Raw genomic sequence first — 3332 nt, 5'->3', positions numbered from 1 at the left:
GATGTGGGTACAGCGGCACAACGTGATGGATTTGCTGGGCTGGGTGGCCGTGTTTGTGCTTATCAGCCTGCTGGTTAATGTCCGTACATCGGTGCAGATTATTGATAACAGTGACCTGGTCAAAGTCCATCGGGTGGATAATGTGCCGGTCGGTCTGGCGATGCCACTTTCACTGACGACACGTATCGGGCATGCAATGGTGGTCAGCTACGAGATGATATTCACCCAACCGGACAGCGTCACCTACAGCAAGACAGGCATGCTGTTCGGGGCGAATCTGATTGTGAAAAGCACCGATTTCCTGTCCCGGAATCCGGAAATCATCAATCTGTTCCAGGACTACGTCCAGAACTGCGTGCTGGGTGATATTTACCTGAATCATAAATACACGCTGGAAGATCTGATGGCCTCCGCTGACCCCTACACGCTGATTTTTTCCCGACCCAGCCCGCTACGGGGCGTTTATGACAACAATAATAATTTCATAACCTGTAAGGATGCGTCGGTCACGCTGAAAGACAGGCTGAATCTCGATACAAAGACGGGAGGCAAGACCTGGCATTATTATGTGCAGCAGATATTTGGCGGCAGACCGGACCCGGACCTGTTATTCAGACAACTGGTCAGTGACAGTTACAGTTATTTCTACGGCTCCAGTCAGTCTGCCAGCCAGATTATGCGCCAGAACGTCACAATAAATGCCCTGAAAGAGGGTATCACCAGTAATGCCGCCCGTAATGGTGACACCGCCAGCCTGGTGAATCTGGCCACCACGTCATCGATGGAGAAGCAACGTCTGGCGCATGTCTCTATCGGTCATGTGACAATGCGAAACCTGCCAATGGTACAGACTATCCTGACGGGAATTGCCATTGGTATTTTCCCGCTTCTGGTACTGGCAGCTGTCTTCAACAAACTGACACTGTCCGTCCTGAAAGGCTATGTGTTTGCCCTGATGTGGCTGCAGACCTGGCCGTTGTTGTATGCCATTCTGAACAGTGCCATGACATTCTATGCGAAGATGAATGGTGCGCCGGTCGTGCTGTCTGAACTCTCTCAGATACAGCTGAAATACTCTGACCTGGCCTCTACTGCCGGGTATCTTTCAGCCATGATCCCCCCGTTGTCATGGATGATGGTAAAAGGCCTTGGCGCAGGTTTTTCCAGCGTGTACAGCCACTTCGCCTCTTCCTCTATCAGTCCGACGGCCAGTGCAGCAGGCAGTGTGGTTGACGGTAATTACTCCTACGGCAACATGCAGACGGAAAACGTGAACGGCTTCAGCTGGAGCACCAACAGCACCACGTCGTTTGGTCAGATGATGTACCAGACCGGCAGTGGCGCAACTGCCACACAGACCCGTGACGGTAATATGGTGATGGATGCAAGCGGAGCGATGTCCCGGTTACCGGTTGGTATCAATGCAACGCGTCAGATTGCAGCGGCACAACAGGAAATGGCCCGGGAGGCGTCGAACAGAGCAGAAAGTGCCCTGCATGGTTTCAGCAGCAGTATTGCCAGTGCCTGGAACACGCTCAGTCAGTTTGGTTCTAACCGGGGGAGCAGTGATTCTGTCACCGGTGGCGCTGACAGCACCATGAGTGCACAGGATTCCATGATGGCCAGCCGTATGCGCAGTGCAATGGAAAGCTATGCGAAGGCGCATAATATCAGTAATGAGCAGGCGACTCAGGAACTGGCATCCAGAAGTACGAGAGCTTCTGCCGGGATGTATGGCGATGCTCATGCTGAATGGGGGGTTAAACCTAAAATTCTTGGTGTTGGTGGAGGATTAGGCGTTAGAGGCGGTGGTCGGGCTGGCATTGACTGGAGTGATGATGATGCGCATCAGGCCAGCAGTGGTTCACGGGCCAGCAATGATGCTCGTCATGATATCGATGCCAGAGCTACACAAGACTTTAAAGAGGCCAGCGATTACTTTACCAGTCGCAAGGTCAGTGAGTCCGGCAGCCATACTGACAATAATGCTGATTCCCGTGTGGATCAGTTGTCTGCAGCCCTGAATTCAGCGAAGCAGAGTTACGACCAGTACACGACGAATATGACTCGCAGCCATGAATATGCTGAAATGGCATCCCGTACTGAAAGCATGAGTGGGCAGATGAGTGAAGACTTGTCGCAACAGTTTGCACAGTATGTAATGAAACACGCGCCACAGGATGCAGAAGCTATTCTGACAAATACCAGTTCACCGGAGATTGCAGAACGCCGTCGGGCGATGGCCTGGTCTTTTGTGCAGGAACAGATACAGCCTGGTGTTGATAATGCCTGGCGGGAATCCCGTGGCGATATTGGTAAAGGAATGGAGAGCGTACCTTCGGGTGGTGGCAGTCAGGATATTATTGCTGACCATCAGGGACATCAGGCCATTATTGAGCAAAGAACGCAGGACAGTAATATCCGTAATGATGTAAAACATCAGGTTGATAATATGGTCACAGAATATAAAGGGAATATAGGTGATACTCAGAACAGCATACGTGGCGAGGAAAATATTGTAAGAGGACAGTATTCTGAACTACAGAATCACCATAAAACAGAGGCATTATCTCAGAATAATAAATATAATGAAGAAAAGTCGGTTCAGGAAAGAATGCCCGGGGCTGACAGTCCACAGGAACTGATGAAAAGGGCAAAGGAGTATCAGGATAAGTATAAGTAATAATGCTGTGTTTGGGAGATGATAATGAGATGTCTAGCCCATATTGCTCTGGTAACGGTGATACAGTTTATCGCCTGCTATCTGGTTGGTTGGGGGAAGGCCGAAACAGTTTTTATGCTGTTCTTCATAGTGCTATGGCAGGGACTGTTTATATGGTTGTTCTCTCAAATACGAAAAAAACGGAATGTGTCGGATGAGTTTAAATTCAGTAAAGGCGTTTGGTATATAACGATGCCAGTATCTTCCTTACTCTCTCCGTTATTAAGCCTGATGGTTTTTATCATTGGTACACTATACGAATTAAGGCGAGTTAGTGGTTGCATAAGCATAAAAAAATGGGGTCAAAATCAACTCAAAAACCAATATGATGGGAGTGAAAAGTTAGACTTCGGGGGCATTGAACAGCCCCCAACGACCTACTATAACCCTTCAACCGGATATCCTATGCATGGAGGCTTTGACTCAGCGGGAAATACTTTTGGGACTCGTTGGCAGGATTATTATGACAGGCAATAAGAAAACTGTAGTTTGTAAAAAAGGTAATTTGATGAAAACAAAAAAATTAATGATGGTTGCACTGGTCAGTTCCACTCTGGCCCTTTCAGGGTGTGGTGCGATGAGCACAGCAATCAAGAAGCGTAACCTTGAG

The 3332-nt window shown here is 48.9% G+C and carries 2 protein-coding genes and 1 pseudogene; all 3 read left to right on the top strand.

Annotated features, from left to right (window positions below; all coding sequences use genetic code 11):
• The coding region (gene traG / locus FTE26_RS00960) for a conjugal transfer mating-pair stabilization protein TraG (RefSeq protein WP_162758606.1) at window positions 1–2683 on the top strand (2683 nt) is incomplete at its 5' end.
• Between the two features lie 18 nt (window positions 2684–2701).
• Complete coding sequence (locus tag FTE26_RS00955; RefSeq protein WP_000605862.1) at window positions 2702–3199, top strand: entry exclusion protein; 498 nt, start codon at window positions 2702–2704, stop codon at window positions 3197–3199.
• Window positions 3186–3332, top strand: a pseudogene (locus FTE26_RS00950) (hypothetical protein); the annotation flags it as partial. The gene FTE26_RS00955 and the pseudogene FTE26_RS00950, both read left to right, overlap by 14 nt.

Origin of the sequence: Escherichia sp. S10b (assembly GCF_028421345.1) — a bacterium.
GTDB lineage: Bacteria > Pseudomonadota > Gammaproteobacteria > Enterobacterales > Enterobacteriaceae > ECMA0423.
Note: the sequence above shows the minus strand (reverse complement) of the source record. Positions and strands in the feature narration are given on the sequence as shown.